This is a genomic window from Dolomitihabitans soli (assembly GCF_022213955.1).
GTDB lineage: Bacteria > Actinomycetota > Actinomycetes > Streptosporangiales > Streptosporangiaceae > Streptosporangium_A > Streptosporangium_A soli.
The window spans coordinates 89,576-103,904 of record NZ_JAKNTW010000019.1; the positions used below are offsets into that span (position 1 = coordinate 89,576).

The following is a 14,329-nucleotide window of genomic DNA, read 5'->3' on the forward strand; positions in this document are numbered from 1 at the left end:
AGTCGGTGACGGCGGGTGGCGGGGCCCTCCTACTCCCGGCCGCCGTGCCGTCCTGGGCAGACCGGGTGGAACCAGGCTCGTTCGGTCCGGCGTGAATTGCTGGTCGGACGTACGAATGAGTTCGATGTGGCAGCATACGTGGGCAGCGTTGATCGGGCTATGGTCAATCGTGGCCTGCAGGCTGTTGGCGGAGCCGTGGCCGAAAAGGGCCCGGTGGTCATGATGGACCATGACAGACCCGATGGATCGCGACGTTTTCACGCTGTGCCGTACGCTCTGGCATTACATCTGGCAGACCGAGCCACTCTTTCTCGTGACGACCGCATATACGGATCGACAGAAGACGGAACGTGCGTTTTCGGCTGGACTCCTCGCGCCGGCCGATGGGATAAAGGATCTTCTCGAAACATCGCCTGACGCGGCGATCCAGGACGATCTCGATAAACTCGCTCAACACTTTCGAGATTCTCCCATGGTCATCAAGCACCAGGTGGAGAACCAACTGCTGTCACCCGCCTTCTATGCCGCCATTGGACGGTCGGAGACGGTGATGCGCCTGTCCATGTGCACCAGCTTCCGCCAGGGCGCGAATCTTTGCTCGCATATGGTGGCCATCGCATAATGGAAGCGGGTCGAATGTTTCGTCTTGCAGTGCGAATGCGGTGAGTTCGCTGAAAGTCTTGCTCGGTTTATTCGGGAGCCGTACAGTCGCGGTGAGTATTCGCGTGAGGTGAGGAGATCGGCATAATGGGCAAGCATAAGGACCCGAAGAGTCCGAAGGACATGCCGCTCAGGCCGCCGAAGCCCGAGCCGGACACGAACAGGAAGCCGGGTGGCGCGCACGCTGACCCGAATGGCGGCAAGAAATAGTGCACTACGGCGCTGCGGAGCGGATCGAGCGGCTGATCGGCGACCTGGGCGACATCGGTGATCCAGTCAAGCACGTGCTTCGCGCGGTGCCGCGTCACCTGTTCATCCCGCCCGTGGGGCTGGCCTTTCCCGTCGGCGAGCCGGCTCACCTGATCGACCGAGACGCGGCCCCCGACGCCTGGTGGCGGGCGGTCTACACCGACACCTCGATCGTCACCCAGCTCGACGACGGTGCGACCGTCCTCCGTGACGTGGTGGACCAGAACGGCGGCGTGGACCTGGGGCGGGGGGCCGACTACACGTCCTCGGCGTCCGCGCCCAGCACCGTGGCCGATCTGCTGGAGCTTCTCGACCCCGCCCCCGGCCACCGTGTGCTGGAGATCGGCACCGGCACCGGCTGGACGGCGGCTCTGCTGTCCCACCTGGTGGGGGAGGGCACCCCGGTGGGGGAGGGCAACGTCACCTCGATCGAGGTCGATCCCATCGTCGCCGAACAGGCCGCCAAGAACCTGGCCGCCGTCGGCATGCAGCCACGCCTGATCATCGGCGACGGCGCGGCCGGCTGTTCCGAGGTGCCGTCGTACGATCGGGTGCACGTCACCTGCGGGGTGCGGTGCGTGCCGTACGCATGGGTGGAGCAGACCCGTCCCGGCGGAGTGATCGTCCTGCCGTACTGTCCGGGGTTCGGGACGAACCACGCGCTGCGGCTCGTCGTCGGGCCGGACGGCACGGCCCACGGCCGGTTCCCGGGGTTCGCCTCCTACATGTTGATGCGCTCTCAACGGGTGCCCGAGGACGAGCCGGCTCGCAGCCCTGACGATGAGCGCCGCTTCACCACTCCGGTCGACCCGCGCGCCATCGCCTTCGCCCCGGCGGGGGCCGACCTGGCGATATCGGCACTGACCGGCCTGCACTCGCTTGGCCGTCGTTATGAGGACGAGGGGGTATACCGCCTGTGGGTGTCCGATCCCGGCGCCCCTTCCCGGTGGGCGCTGGCGACCTGGCGCCGGGACGCCGTGGAATTCGAGGTGTACCAGGTGGGGGATCGGCCGGTGTGGGAGGAGGCGGTGAACGCGTACTTCCGGTGGGTGGCCTGGGGTGAGCCCGATCGCTCACGATTCGGCATGACCATCATGGCCGGTGGACGGCAGGTGTGGCTGGACACGCCCGATCACGTCATCGGCTGATCGCGGGAGTACCGCTGGGTTGGAGGCGGTCGGGTGCGGTGAGGCATGATTTGGTCGTGGCTCATCTCGGACTCGTGAGCCTTGTCGTGCGTGACTACGACGAGGCCATCGCCTTCTACGTTGACGTCGTCGGGTTCGAACTCGTCGAAGACCTGCAGCTTGACGACGGGAAGCGGTGGGTGGTCCTTCGCCCGAGGGGAGCGCGGGAGACGGCGCTGCTCCTCGCCCGTGCGGTGAACGCGGGCCAGGACGCCCGGGTGGGCGATCAGACCGGCGGACGTGTCGGCATGTTCCTGTACACCGACGACTTCGATCGGGATTACGGGCGAATGAAAGCGGCCGGGGTCACCTTCGAGGAGGAGCCACGGCATGAGTCGTACGGCATCGTCGCCGTATTCCGTGACCTGTACGGAAACCGCTGGGATCTGTTGCAGCCCTACGGCGACACCGGGCTTCTGTAGCATCGTGGCGAAATCCGCCGTGGCGGCGGGCGGTGCGCAGCCTCCCAACATTATGGAAATGGGGGGAATGGTTCCGCGCAGAACCTGCCCTCCTGAACGTTTATAACGTTCAGAATAAGCCCTTGCCCCGAGTCGATGCGTAGTCGTACGGTTACGCTAAGCATTTGGCTCAGAGAGGGAGATGACGGTATGGGCAAGCACAGCGCCCCGAGGACCCCCAAGGACCAGCCGCATCAGCCGCCAGTGCCCAATCCCGACAAGCAGGAGAAGCCGGGCGGCGCGGACGCCGACCCGAAGAGCGACACGAAGTAGTGAGTAGAGCTTCGGGCAGCGGATAGACCACCTGATCGGCGGCATCGGCCTTCGTTTCCGATGCCGCCGATCAGGCGTTTCGCGAGGCCCCGCCGCCACCCGCCGATGGTGGCCGGGATGGCCGTCGACGTCCGAATACCGGCCTGGCCCGTGCGACTGGAGACCTGCCGGCGGAAATCTGACGAACACGCACCAACATGGCGGGACAAGCCACCGACCGTGCGGCAGATCGACCACGGACCGTGCGGCAGAACGTCCACGGACCGTGCGGCAGATCGACCACGGACCGTGCGGCAGAACGTCCACGGACCGTGCGGCAGAACGTCCACGGACCGTGCGGCAGAACGTCCACGGACCGTGCGGCAGAACGTCCACGGACCGTGCGGCAGAACGACCAGTGATCACGCGGCAGAACGACCAGTGATCACGCGGCGGATCGACCGTTCCCCCCTCTGATCTGGCATTACAAGGGGATTTCCCCGAAGCGGTCGCCCGTCCCGACGAACGCCGCCGGGCTCGGTTCTTCGACTCCTACGTCGCGGAATCGCCGGGGGCAGGTGGTCGGGATCGAGGTCAAGGCGGCTTCTACCGTCCGGGAGGACGATTTTCGTGGGCTTCGGCATTTGGCTGACCGGGTTGGTGATGATTTCCTCGTCGGCCTGGTCCTCTACACCGGTAGTCAGACGGTTCCATTCGGTCCGCGTTTCCGGGCGATGCCGGTCGGTGCGCTTTGGGAGATCGGCTGACAAGACGGGGGATTGATCTGTAATGGAGGAGAGTGGATGATCACTGGGTAGCCGGCGTGATATGAGGAGAGCAATGTCGATTGGTGAGATATACGATCCGCTCGGGATTCACCTGCTCGACCCCTATCCGATGTACGACCGAGCCAGGGATGAGGAGCCGCTTTTCTACTCGCCGGCCGTCGGGGCGTGGGTGGCGACGCGGTACGACGATCTGGTCCAGGTCCTGCGTGACCCGGAGACGTTCTCGTCGGCGCATCCGTTCGCGGATGCGGTGCCGCTGAGTGAGGCGGCGGTGCGGGAGCTTCAGCGTGGTTACCCTCAGTATCCGGATCTGATCCAGTCGGACGGCGAGGTGCACTCGCGGTTGCGGGCGCCGATCGCGCAGGTGCTGAAGGCGGATCGGGTGGCGTTGCTCGACCCGTACATCGAGGAGCAGGCGGCGGAGCTGATCGACGGGTTCGCGGCGGACGGCGAGGTCGAGTTCATGGAGCGGTACGCCGTGCCGTTGCCGTGCCGTACGATCGGGCGGCTGTGCGGGTTCGACGCCGAGCAGTCCCGGGAGGCGTACTCCTCGCTGATCGCGTTCACCGTGCTGCAGGCGGCGTACCTCACGCCGGACGAGGAGATCGAGGCGGCGCGGGCGGGGGTCCGGCTGCAGCGGCTGCTCGGCGGGATGGTGCGGGAACGGCACGCGCACCCGCGATCCGACGCGATCAGCGAGGTGGTCGCGCTCAGCACCGACGGGTCGGCGCGCCTCAGCCCGGAGGACGAGGGCCGGATCGTCGCCAACCTGGTGCAGCTCGTGATCGCCGGGCACATCACCACCGTGCCGCTGATGGGCATGGCGATGGTGCTGCTGCTCACCCACAGGGAGCAGTGGGAGCGGCTGTGCGCGACGCCCGCGTTGATCCCCAGAGCGGTGGAGGAGATCCTTCGGTACGGCACGCCGGCCAGCGGCCTCTACCGGGAGACGACCAGGGAGACCAAGCTCGGCGGTGTCGATCTGCCCAGCGGGGCCAGGGTGGCGCTGCGCTACACCGCGGCCAACCGGGACCCTGCCCGGTTCGACCGGGCGGCCGAGTTCGACGTCGCGCGGGAACCGACCCGGCACCTCAGCTTCGGCCGGGGTGTGCACTACTGCGTGGGCGCGGGGCTGGCGCGCAGGCAGCTTGAGATCACCCTGGAGACGCTGACCACCCGGCTGCCCGGTCTGCGGCTGGCCGAGCCGGTCACCTACCGCCCCGTCCTCGACCTGCGCCACCCGGAGGCCGTACGGCTGGCCTGGTGAACCGTGCTCCGAGGGAGCGAGCCTGGGCGGCGATGGTGATGCGGGTGCGGTCGAGGGTGGCGAGGGCGGTCGTGAAGCCGGTGCCGGGCGGAGGGTCAGGGGAGCAGCAGGATCTTGCCGAACGCCTCGCCGCTCTCCAGCCGCTCGTGGGCCCGGGCGGCCTCGGCGAGCGGGAAGACCGAGTCGGTCACCGGCTCGCAGCCCGCTGACCAGTACCACTGGAGCATCTCGCCGAACGCGGTGTGGCCGTGGGACTCGGAGCCGATCAGCGTGAGGGCCCGGTGATAGGCGTCCACCAGGTTGAAGGACGCCGTCATGCCGGTGGTGTTGCCGCAGAACACCATCCGGCCGCGTACCCGCAACGACGACAGGGACGACTGGAAGAGGGCGGGGCCGACGTGGTCGAACACGATGTCGGCGCCGCGCCCGTCGGTGGCCTCGCGGACCCGGGCGGGCAGGTCGGCCGTGGCGTGGTTGACCGTCACGTCGGCGCCGAGTTTCGCCGCCCTGGCCAGCTTCTCCTCCGACGCGGAGGTGACGATGGTCCTGGCTCCGAGCCGCCGGGCGAGCTGCACGGCGGCGAGCGTGATCCCGCTGCCCGCGCCGTGCACCAGCAGGGTCTCACCCGCGCGCAGCGCGCCGCGGACCACGAGCGCCTGCCACGCCATCCCGTAGACCGTCGGCACGGCCGCCGCCTCCTCCAGGGAGATGTGGTCGGGAACCAGGTGGGCGTGCGTCTCCGGCACGGTCACCAGTTCCGCGTAACCGCCCTGCCGGGAGGCGCCGATGACGCGCATCCCGGTGCAGTAGGCCGAGTCGCCGCTCGCGCACGCCGTACAGGTGCCGCAGTGGAGGGAGGGGTCGAGCACCACGCGGTCGCCGGCGGCGCGGGTGGTGACCGACGAGCCGACGGTCACCACGACGCCCGCCACGTCCGTGCCCGGCACGTGCGGCAGGGTGAACCCGGGAAGCAGCCCGGGGCCGCGCCGCTGGAGCGCGTCGAGCCGGTTGACCGCCGCGGCCCGCACCGAGACCAGGATCTCCCGCGGCCCGCAGACCGGGTCCGGCATCGACACCGGCCGCAGGACCTCGGGACCTCCGTGCACGATGTGATGCGTCGCTCTCACCGAACACCCGCAACGTGGAGGCCCGGTCCTGCCTGGGGGGAAGAGAACGCGGAGCGGTTCCGCATGTCGGGCTCCTGATGTGTCGGTGCGTCGGGTCGCGAAGCGGGGGCGGACGTCACGTGATCCCCCGGACGAAGGGGGCGCCGAGCGCGCCGGGCCCGCGATGGGTCTTGGCGAAGAAGGTCATCGCGAGCAACGCGAGCAGGTACGGCGTGGCGATCAGGAGTTGCGGGTTGAGCTCGTAGCCGAGCGCGGGAAGGGCCAGGCGCATGGCGTCCGCGGCGCCGAAGACCAGCACCCCGGCCAGGGTGCCACGCAGCGTCCAGCCGCCGAAGATGACCGCCGCGATGACCAGGTAGCCGCGTCCGGCGGTCATGTTCTGGTTGAACGTGCCGACCTCGGCGATCGCGAGGTGGGCGCCGCCCAGACCGGCGAGCACGCCGCAGATCATCAGCGCCTGCCGCCTGCGCTTGTTGACGTCGATGCCGGTGACGTCCGCCGACTGCGGGCTCTCGCCCGACGCGCGCGCCTCCAGCCCCCACCGGCTGCGGTGAACCAGCCAGTAGCCCAGGGGGATCAGCAGGATCAGCAGGTATGCGGGCCAGCGCTGGTCGAACAGGGCGGGCCCGATCACCGGCAGGTCCGCCAGCACGGGAATCGTCAGCTTCTCAGTCTGGATCGGTACGGTCCTGACCAGCAGGAAGCTGGTGAGGCCGAGCACCAGCACGTTCAGGGTGAGGCCGACCACGTAGGTGTTGACGGTCAGCCGGTGGCTGAAGCAGGCGTGGATGAAGGCGATAAGCAGCCCGGCCGCGATGCCGCACAACAGGCCGACCTCGGCCGAACCGGTGACGGACGCGCCCATGACGGCACTGAACGCGCCGCCCAGCATCATGGCCTCGACCGAGATGTTCAGGGTGCCCGCCCGCTCGGCGATCCACTCGCCGAGCGCGGCGAACGCCATCGGGATGGCCAGCCGGATGGCACTGGCCAGCATCAGTTCGATGTTCTCCACGGTTCCTACCCTCCCGCCACGGCAGTGGCGGGCCTGCGACGCCTGCGTATCTCGGCGTACGCCGCGGGGAACACGGCGGCGAGCACCAGCAGGGCGGTAACGATCGACACCAGGTAACGCGGGACGCCCGTCGAGGCGAGGAAGCCGCCGCCGGCCCGCAGCGCGCCGAAGAACACGGCGACCGGGATCGCGAGCAGCGGGTGGTTGCGGGCGACGAGCGCCACGAGCAGCCCTTCCCAGCCCACGTTGTCCGCCAGGCCGGGCTGGAAGCGGAAGACGCTGCCGGTCAGCATCATGCCGCCGGCCAGCCCGGCGAAGCCGCCGGACAACAGCAGCGCGCCGCCGCCGAGCGCCCCGGCCCGCACGCCGTTCCTGCGCGCCGCGATCGGGTTGTGGCCGAGCATCCGCAGGCGGAAGCCCCACCTGCTGTAACGCAGCAGCAGGGTGACCGCCAGCGTGAACCCGAGCACGATGAAGACGTAGAGGCTCACGTTGAGGTCGGGGTACTCGCCCAGCCGGGGAAGCTGCACGGCTTCGGGAATGAGGTCCGACTGCGAGGAGAGGACGGTCCCCCCGGTCCCGGACTCCTGCAGCAGGTAGTCGCGGTTGACGGCGAAGAAGGCGAGCTGGGTGGCGACGAAGACCATCAGCAGCGTGCTGATCACCACGTCGACCTTGCGCCAGTAGAACAGCGCGGCGGGCACCCCGGCCCACAGCGCGCCGCCCAGTGCCGCGCCCACCAGGGTCAGCAGCAGGACCAGCCAGCCCGGCCCCGGCAGGAACAGCCCGACGGCCGCGCCCGTCATGCCGCCGATGAGGACCTGGCCCTCCTGGCCGATGTTGAAGATCCCGGCCCTGGCGCAGATGATCGCGCCGATGGCGACCATCAGCAGCGGCGCGGCCTGGTCGATGGTCAGGCCGATCGAGGCGCCGCCTTCGAGGCTGCCCTGGTAGAGGGCGAGCACGGTGTCGGACATCGAGTGCCCGCTCAACGTGACCAAGGTGGTGGCCAGGGTCAGCGCGACCGCGAAGGAGGCGACGTAGAGGAGCAGGGTGCCCAGGCTGGACAGCCGGAACATGGCGGGCAGCCGGGTCGCCAGTGAGGTCATGCGGCCTGACCGCCCATCATCATGCCGAGTCGCTCCGGATCGACCTCGGCGCGTGCCATCTCGCCGACGATCGCGCCACGGTGGATCACCGCGACCCGGTGGGACAACGTGAGGATCTCCTCCAGCTCGGTGGAGATCAGCAGGATCGCGATCCCGGACCGGGCGGCCTGATAGATCCGTTCGGTCATGTACTCGATGGCCCCGACGTCCAGGCCGCGGGTGGGCTGGGCGACGACGAGGACCTTCGGGCGGGCCGCGAGCTCGCGGGCCAGCACCACCTTCTGCTGGTTGCCGCCGGACAGCAGCCGCATGGGCGTGTCGGGGCCGGGCACCGCGATGTCGAACTCCTCGATGAGTGTGCCGGCGCGGGCGCGCAGCCTGCGGGGATTGACGAAGGAGCCGCGCGAGACCTCGCCGATGTCGGCCATGACCAGGTTCTCGGCCACGGTCATGTCCAGGACGCAGCCTGACACGTGCCGGTCCTCCGGCACCACCCCGACGCCGGCCGCGTGCATGGCTCCCGGGCGGCCCGCCTTCACCGTGGTGCCGCACACCTGCACGGTGCCGCTGTCGAGCTCGATCAGGCTGGACAGCAGGTCGCCGAGCGCCGCCTGGCCGTTGCCCTCGACGCCGGCCAGGCCGAGGATCTCGCCGGCCCGCACCTCCAGGGACAGCCCGCGCAGCAGGGGACGGCCGTCGCGCCCGGTGGCGTGGGCGTCCTTGATGCTCAGCCGTACCTCTTGGGGCTGTTCCCGCTCGGCGGTGACCGGTGTCGCGGTGTCGGGCTCTCCTGCGGCGGGTTCGGCGGCCTCTGGTTCGGCGGCCTCGGGCTCTGCGGCCTCGGGCTCTGCGGCCTCGGGCTCTGCAGCCTCGGGTTCGGCAGGGTCCGGGTCTGCGGAGTCTTCTGCGGTGCCCTGGTGTTCGGTGTCGGGTTCCTCGGTGGTGGGTTCGGCAGGTTCGGGTTCGGCTGGGTTCTGGTCTGTGGTGTTCTCGATGGTGACCGGTGTCGCGGTGTCGGGTTCCTCGGCGGCGGGTTCGGCAGGGTCCGGTTCCGCAGGGTTCTGGTCTGCGGTGTCGGGTTCTGCGGCGTCCTGCTGTTCGGCGTCCGGTTCTGTGGCGGCCGGTTCCTCGGTGTTCGTTTTGGTGAGGGCCGGTTCCTTGGCGTCCGGTTCCGCGAGGTCCTGGTCGGCAGAGTCCTGGCCGGCAGAGTCTTGGGCGGCGAGGTCTTGGGCGGCGAGGTCCTGGGCGGCGAGGTCCTGGGCGGCAGCGTCCTGGGCGGCAGCGTCCTGGGCGGCGAGGTCCTGGGCGGCGAGGTCCTGGTCGGTGGGGTCCGAGGTGGGGGTGGTCAGGGAGTCGAGGGTGCCGACGGCGGTGGCGGCGGTCCACTTGGACAGCTCGCGGCCGACCATCTCGCGGGCGAGTTCGCGTACGTCGGTGTGGGCGGTGTCCTTGCGTGCCACGACGGCGCCGCTGCGCATGATCGTCACCCGGTCGGTGGCGTGCAGGATCTCGTCGAGTTTGTGGCTGATCAGGATGACGGTCTTGTTCTCGTCCTGGGTCACGTGTCTGAGCACGGAGAACAACTCACGGGACTCGGCGAGGGTGAGCACCGAGGTGGGTTCGTCCAGGATGAGCAGGTCGGGGTCGCGCCGCAGGCACTTGACCAGTTCGACGCGCTGGCGTTCGCCGGTCGTCAGGTCCTCCACGACGGCGTCGGGATCGACGGTGAGGCCGTATCTGTCGCCCACCTCGCGGACGACCCGCCGGGCGCCGTCGCGGTCGACCCGGCCGCGTTCGCCCAGGGTCACGTTCTCCCACACGCGCATCCGGCCGACGAGGCTGAAGTGCTGGTGGACCATGGAGATGCCGAGCTTGGCGGCGACGAGCGGGTCGGAGATCTCGACGTGCTCGCCGTCGATGGCGATCCGTCCCGAGTCGGGCGCGACCAGCCCGGTCAGGATCTTCATCAGGGTGCTCTTGCCCGCGCCGTTCTGGCCGAGCAGACCGTGGATCTCGCCTCGCTGAACGCTCAGGCACACGTCGTCACAGGCGACGACCGAGCCGAACCGCTTGGCGATGTCGGTCAGCTCGACCGCGGGGACCGCGACCAGGTTGGTCGCGGTCCCGCCTGTGTCGCTATTTTCCGTCGACAGCCGCATCGACATCGAACTTTCCGTCACCAATGTCCTTCATAACCTTGTCCAGCCGGGACTGCTGGTCGTCCTCCGACTTGCAGAGCTTGACCGTGGGCACCGGGTCCTTGCCGATGATGAACTCCCGCGTCACACCCATCTTCATCTCGCCCTTCTGGAAGTCCTGAAGGGACTGGGCGAAGAACTCTCCCGGGTCGAAGATGACGGAGATGTCGTACTTCGTCACCGTGTCCTCGCACCGGTCGGTGCCCGGGGTCATCGACGGGATCTTGGCCTTGTTGGCCTCCTGGGTGACGGCGTCGGTGGCACCGCCCAGGTAGGGGTAGACGACCTTGATGCCCTTGGCCTTCTGCGCCTCGAACGCCTCCTTGGCCTTGGCCGAGTCGTTGAAGTCGCCGGTGAAGGTGGTGAGCACCTCCGCCTTCGGCACGACGTCCTGGATGCCGGCCTTGAACGCCTTGGCGGCCTGGATGGAGAAGTCCGCCTCGGGGCCGGTGATGTAACCGGCCTTCGTGCCATTCGACTTCTCAAGCACCAGTCCGGCGGCGTAACCCGCCGAGTAGAGGGTCTGGTTGACCTTGTCCACCGACTGGCTGAAGTACTTGGTCTGCTCGACGCCGCCGCCGCCGTTGACGTACCAGTTCGTCTCCTTGCACTGGGGCTCCGCGGCGGCGGTGAGGGCGTCCTTCAGTTCCTGGGCGCCGACGGCGATCAGGTCGACTCGCTGGCGGCAGAGGTTGCGCGCCTGGTTGAGCACCTCGTTGGGCTTGAGCTGGTCGATGGTCCGCATCTCCCAGCCGTTGGACCTGGCGATGGTTTGCGCCTTGTCCACAAAGGTCTGGTAATAGCCGTTGTCGTGCGTGTCACCGGGGCTGAGTACCCCGATGACGACCTTGCCGTCTCCGTTGACGTCGGGCTGGGCCTTGACTGCCGTCTTGGCCGCGGTACCGGTGTCCGCGGTCTCGCTCCCGCCGCAGGCGGTGAGCAGCAGCGCCGGCGCGATCACGATCGCGAGGGTGGCCCGTGCTGAGGTGTTCATCGCGTTGCCTTCCAAAGGACAGGGGGGGTCAGTCCTTGTGCGACTCGGGACTGGATATTCGGGATGTTGCCGCCATGGCAGGCCTCGACCTCGAGACAGCCCTGCGTCACTCCGCCAAGAGACATGGATTACTCCCTGTAGTCCTCACGGGGAGGAGTGAAGATGTCGAGAATCCACGTTTCTCCATGTTCAGGATCACCGATGAACTGGCTGTCACCGTGCATGAACCCCTTGGGAGCCCAGTAAACGTCGCCCGGCTTCAGCAGACGGCGTTCGTCCGATCCGATGCGGAAGTCGAGCTGACCTTTAATGATCATGCCGAACTGCTCGTTGTCGGGGTGGCAATCGTATGGCGTGGGGCCGGCGCCTTCACGGATCCGCCAAAACGTGAGCATCAGGCCGTCGCCGGTATAAATGCGACGCTTGAAGCCCGGCTTAATTTCCTTGAAGGCGGAGACGTCCTCGAAACGCCACACGTGATCTGTCATGGTTTCTCCATCGTAGGGTGTTATATCATGCGGGCGATCATGGAGTGCTCTACCTCGTTTAGATGGCTTTCCGCTGATTTGGCCGCGCCATCCTCGTCGCCTCTCTTGATCGCTTCCGCGATACGCCGATGCGCGTTGCACGCTTGAGCGATCACATCCCGTACGGCTTGCGCGTTGGTGCTGGAGTCGAGCAGGGTCCGAAACTCCTCGGAAGCGAACACACCATCGAGTACTTTCCCGTAAAGCTCCTGAAGGGTGGGATTGCCGCAGGAACGGGCGATGGCCCAGTGAAAGAGCCGGTCGGAGCGGCGGAAGTCCTCCAGCGGCATGCCCTCGACGAACGCGTCGGCCGTCTTGACCAGCTCGTCCCGCTCGGTGTCGGAGGCGCGGGAGGCGGCCAGCCGGGCGATGGACACCTCGATGACCCTGCGGCACTCGAACAGCTCGCGGACCCGGCTCTTGCGCGGGTCGACGGTGACCCCGGGCAGCTGCTCCGTGACATGGAACCGGTTCCCTATCTTGTGGATGCGGCCCAGCGCGATGAGGCTCTGCACGGCTTCCCTGACGGAGGTCCTGGCCACCCCGAAGTCCTGGCACAGCGCCCGCTCCGAGGGAAGCTGCGTGCCGGGGGGAAGCTCGCCGCTCTCGATGCTCTCCAGCAGCGTGTCACGGATCTCCTCGGAGACCATGCGCCGCGCGACGGGGCCGAACCGGGGACGGGTGGTCACTCGCCGGTGCTCCCCATCAGGTCCGCGAACCGGCGCTGCTCGCCCGGGATGTCCAGCGGCCTGATGATCGCCTCGTGCTCCTCGTCGCCCCAGAACTCCGGTGGCACCAGCCACATCACCTCGAACTCCAGACCGTCGGGGTCCTTGGCGTACAGGCTCTTGTTCGCGCCGTGGTCGCTGGCTCCGTGCAGCGCGCCCTCCTCGGCGAGGCGGCGCTCGACGGCGGCCAGCTCCTCAAGCGTGGGCACCTCCCAGGCGATGTGGTAGAGCCCCACGGTCTGGCGTCCCGCGCGGGAGTCGCCGGCGGCCGAGCCGATCGTGAACAACGCCAGGTCGTGGTGGTTGTCCGAGTCGGGGGCGCGCAGGAACATGTACTGCCCGCCGGGGCCGTCGATGATCACCTGGAAGTCGAGCACCCGCTGGTAGAAATCGGCGGTGCGGCGGGCGTCCCGCACATACAACACCGCGTGGTTCATCCGCGTGATACCCATTCATCCGCTCCCTTAGTGGTCTGATGGTCTGACGATCAGACCATAAGTCGGGCGGTCTGTTCAAGGGCTCCTCTGGGCGAATACGTCGAGCAGTTCCCTGGCCGTGAGCGCGGTGCGAAGCCGATGCGCCGTCTCCGGATCCAACGGGTCGGACCCGAGGAGCTGGCGCAGCTGACCCACCCGGTACCCCACCGAGTTGCGGTGCAGGTGCAGTAATTCGGCCACGGTGGCACGACTTCCCCTGGTGGCGAGCCAGGCGTCCAGCGTCAGGATCAGCTCGGGCCGGTCCATGATCGGCCCGAGCTGCTGTTCGACGAAGGCCCGCAGCCGATCGGCGGGTACGGCGAGCAGCAACTGGGCCAGCCCGAGGTCGGAGTGCAACAATTCCGTCTCGCCCTGCTTACGGCGCAGCAACCCGAGCACGGTCTCCGCGTCCCTGAACGATCTCGCCGTCTCGCGCGGGTCCTGTACCACCGGCCCCGTCGCGGCCAGCACGGTGCCCTCGCCGACCATGCCCTGCAGCCGCACCCTGATCCGGGCGACCTCCCTCGCCAGCTCGCCGGAGAGCACGGTCCAGCCCATGCTGGCCTCCTGGCGCACCGGCATCTCCAGCCAGGACAGCGCTGTGGACCAGGTACGCCGGTTGGGGCCGTCGTAGGCGAAGACGGCCGCCGCGTGCGGCTCGTCGAGGCGCAGGCCGAACCTGGCGGCCGTACGGGTCAGCTCCTCGGTGCCCCGCAGCGCGCCGAAGCGCAGCTCGTCGATCAGCCGGCTCGCGGTCTCCGCCGTGGCGGTGGCGGCGGCGTCACGCCGTACGGCCTCGATGGCGACCGCGGTCGAGGACGCCTTCAGATAGTCGAGGACGCGGGCGTCGACCGGCTCGGCGAGCAGCAGCAGGCCCACCCGGCGCTGCCCGGCCCAGACCGCCAGCGCTCTGGCCGCCCAGCCGTCCTGCAGTTTCACGGTGACCGGCTCCGGCTCGGCGAACACCCGGGCCACCTCGGCAGGGCTCATCGTCGCGTCGCCGCCGTCCGTCGCGGAGAACACGCCGCCGTGCACGCCGATCAGCCGCGCGGCCTTGCCGGTCTCCTCGGACAGCCGGGAGAGTATGGAGCGCCACCCGTCGCCGCCGAGGGCCAGCTCGTTGAGCCCGGCCGCGAACGCCTCGGTACCGGCGGCCGGGGTGGCACGACGGCCGGAGGCGCGGCTGGGCGCACGGCCGGGCCGGGCGGGTCGCCCGTCCCGCTCGCCCTCGGCGCTCAGGCGGTCCATACAGCCTCCACGGTGTGGCCTTTAGGCACCAATATGCCGATAT

Annotated in this window: 15 protein-coding genes; 6 read left to right on the plus strand and 9 right to left on the minus strand. The window is 68.6% G+C overall.

Annotated elements, in window-relative coordinates:
* Nucleotides 1-229: 229 nt before the first annotated feature.
* The 6 genes from MBA17_RS30655 (at nt 230) to MBA17_RS30675 (ending at nt 4,864) form a co-directional block, all read left to right on the plus strand.
* On the plus strand, nt 230-622 hold the full coding sequence (locus MBA17_RS30655) for a hypothetical protein (RefSeq protein WP_238500225.1): 393 nt from the start codon (nt 230-232) through the stop codon (nt 620-622).
* 247 nt (nt 623-869) lie between these two features.
* Nucleotides 870-2,057, plus strand: coding sequence for a methyltransferase domain-containing protein (locus tag MBA17_RS30660; protein ID WP_238500226.1), 1,188 nt, complete (start codon nt 870-872; stop codon nt 2,055-2,057).
* Nucleotides 2,058-2,113: 56 nt separating this feature from the next.
* The gene (locus tag MBA17_RS30665) at nt 2,114-2,518 is read left to right on the plus strand and encodes a VOC family protein (protein WP_238500227.1); all 405 of its coding nucleotides are present in this window, start codon (nt 2,114-2,116) and stop codon (nt 2,516-2,518) included.
* Nucleotides 2,519-2,707: 189 nt separating this feature from the next.
* Nucleotides 2,708-2,830 (plus strand): hypothetical protein, encoded by a 123-nt coding sequence (locus MBA17_RS49750; RefSeq protein WP_274386208.1) that lies wholly within the window; start codon nt 2,708-2,710, stop codon nt 2,828-2,830.
* A gap of 557 nt (nt 2,831-3,387) precedes the next feature.
* Entirely contained in the window at nt 3,388-3,576 is a 189-nt protein-coding gene (locus MBA17_RS30670) for a hypothetical protein (protein ID WP_238500228.1), read from the plus strand.
* Between the two features lie 73 nt (nt 3,577-3,649).
* Nucleotides 3,650-4,864 (plus strand): cytochrome P450, encoded by a 1,215-nt coding sequence (locus tag MBA17_RS30675; RefSeq protein WP_238500229.1) that lies wholly within the window; start codon nt 3,650-3,652, stop codon nt 4,862-4,864.
* A 95-nt stretch (nt 4,865-4,959) separates the two neighbouring features.
* On the opposite strand, the gene MBA17_RS30680 is transcribed toward MBA17_RS30675, so the two are convergent.
* The 9 genes from MBA17_RS30680 to MBA17_RS30725 all read right to left on the minus strand — a co-directional run bounded on the left by MBA17_RS30680 (nt 4,960) and on the right by MBA17_RS30725 (nt 14,286).
* The gene (locus MBA17_RS30680) at nt 4,960-5,991 is read right to left on the minus strand and encodes a zinc-binding dehydrogenase (protein ID WP_238500230.1); all 1,032 of its coding nucleotides are present in this window, start codon (nt 5,989-5,991) and stop codon (nt 4,960-4,962) included.
* Nucleotides 5,992-6,106: 115 nt separating this feature from the next.
* Nucleotides 6,107-7,006, minus strand: a complete 900-nt coding sequence (locus MBA17_RS30685) for an ABC transporter permease (protein ID WP_238500231.1) — start codon at nt 7,004-7,006, stop codon at nt 6,107-6,109.
* Between the two features lie 5 nt (nt 7,007-7,011).
* Entirely contained in the window at nt 7,012-8,115 is a 1,104-nt protein-coding gene (locus MBA17_RS30690) for an ABC transporter permease (RefSeq protein ID WP_238500232.1), read from the minus strand.
* Nucleotides 8,112-10,295, minus strand: coding sequence for an ATP-binding cassette domain-containing protein (locus tag MBA17_RS49755; RefSeq protein WP_455432889.1), 2,184 nt, complete (start codon nt 10,293-10,295; stop codon nt 8,112-8,114). Before MBA17_RS49755 ends, MBA17_RS30690 begins: the two co-directional genes overlap by 4 nt.
* The gene (locus MBA17_RS30705) at nt 10,252-11,307 is read right to left on the minus strand and encodes a BMP family ABC transporter substrate-binding protein (RefSeq protein ID WP_238500233.1); all 1,056 of its coding nucleotides are present in this window, start codon (nt 11,305-11,307) and stop codon (nt 10,252-10,254) included. Before MBA17_RS30705 ends, MBA17_RS49755 begins: the two co-directional genes overlap by 44 nt.
* 128 nt (nt 11,308-11,435) lie before the next feature.
* On the minus strand, nt 11,436-11,795 hold the full coding sequence (locus MBA17_RS30710; protein ID WP_238500234.1) for a cupin domain-containing protein: 360 nt from the start codon (nt 11,793-11,795) through the stop codon (nt 11,436-11,438).
* Between the two features lie 20 nt (nt 11,796-11,815).
* A complete protein-coding gene (locus MBA17_RS30715; RefSeq protein WP_238500235.1) occupies nt 11,816-12,523 on the minus strand; it encodes a FadR/GntR family transcriptional regulator in 708 nt (235 codons plus the stop codon).
* Nucleotides 12,520-13,014, minus strand: coding sequence for a VOC family protein (locus MBA17_RS30720; protein WP_238500236.1), 495 nt, complete (start codon nt 13,012-13,014; stop codon nt 12,520-12,522). Before MBA17_RS30720 ends, MBA17_RS30715 begins: the two co-directional genes overlap by 4 nt.
* Before the next feature lie 60 nt (nt 13,015-13,074).
* Nucleotides 13,075-14,286 carry a PucR family transcriptional regulator gene (locus tag MBA17_RS30725; RefSeq protein WP_238500237.1) on the minus strand — a complete coding sequence of 404 codons (1,212 nt, stop codon included), beginning with the start codon at nt 14,284-14,286 and terminating at the stop codon, nt 13,075-13,077.
* Nucleotides 14,287-14,329: the final 43 nt, after the last annotated feature.

Coding starts and splice junctions, on each gene's coding strand:
- MBA17_RS30655 (WP_238500225.1), top strand. CDS start 230: ATGACAGACCCGATGGATCGCGACGTTTTCACGCTGTGCCGTACGCTC.
- MBA17_RS49750 (WP_274386208.1), top strand. CDS start 2,708: ATGGGCAAGCACAGCGCCCCGAGGACCCCCAAGGACCAGCCGCATCAG.
- MBA17_RS30675 (WP_238500229.1), top strand. CDS start 3,650: ATGTCGATTGGTGAGATATACGATCCGCTCGGGATTCACCTGCTCGAC.
- MBA17_RS30690 (WP_238500232.1), bottom strand. CDS start 8,115: ATGACCTCACTGGCGACCCGGCTGCCCGCCATGTTCCGGCTGTCCAGC.
- MBA17_RS30705 (WP_238500233.1), bottom strand. CDS start 11,307: ATGAACACCTCAGCACGGGCCACCCTCGCGATCGTGATCGCGCCGGCG.
- MBA17_RS30710 (WP_238500234.1), bottom strand. CDS start 11,795: ATGACAGATCACGTGTGGCGTTTCGAGGACGTCTCCGCCTTCAAGGAA.
- MBA17_RS30720 (WP_238500236.1), bottom strand. CDS start 13,014: ATGGGTATCACGCGGATGAACCACGCGGTGTTGTATGTGCGGGACGCC.
- MBA17_RS30725 (WP_238500237.1), bottom strand. CDS start 14,286: ATGGACCGCCTGAGCGCCGAGGGCGAGCGGGACGGGCGACCCGCCCGG.